The sequence below is a fragment of the Enterobacter sp. DC4 genome (genome assembly GCF_000568095.1).
GTDB classification, from domain to species: domain Bacteria; phylum Pseudomonadota; class Gammaproteobacteria; order Enterobacterales; family Enterobacteriaceae; genus Enterobacter; species Enterobacter pseudoroggenkampii.
In genome coordinates this window covers 1-348 of record NZ_AZUB01000028.1, presented here as the reverse complement: position 1 = coordinate 348, position 348 = coordinate 1, and the positions used below count along the sequence as shown (strand labels likewise).

Genomic DNA, 348 nt, shown 5'->3' with positions numbered 1-348 from the left:
CGCAGATTAGCACGTCCTTCATCGCCTCTGACTGCCAGGGCATCCACCGTGTACGCTTAGTCGCTTAACCTCACAACCCGAAGATGTTTCACTTCTGATTGCGAAAATTTGAGAGACTCGAACACACATAACATGTGTGTCGTTTCAATTTTCAGCTTGATCCAGATTTTTAAAGAGCAAAACTTCTTAATGCACTCAAAAGTACATTCAGAAGTTCATCATTCATCAGACAATCTGTGTGAGCACTACAAAGGCAGGTTCTTTAAGGTAAGGAGGTGATCCAACCGCAGGTTCCCCTACGGTTACCTTGTTACGACTTCACCCCAGTCATGAATCACAAAGTGGTAA

At 44.0% G+C, this 348-nt stretch carries 1 rRNA gene; it reads right to left on the bottom strand.

The window, feature by feature from the left end:
• Window positions 1-268: 268 nt before the first annotated feature.
• Window positions 269-348, bottom strand: a 16S ribosomal RNA gene (locus tag P349_RS0124920); the annotation flags it as partial.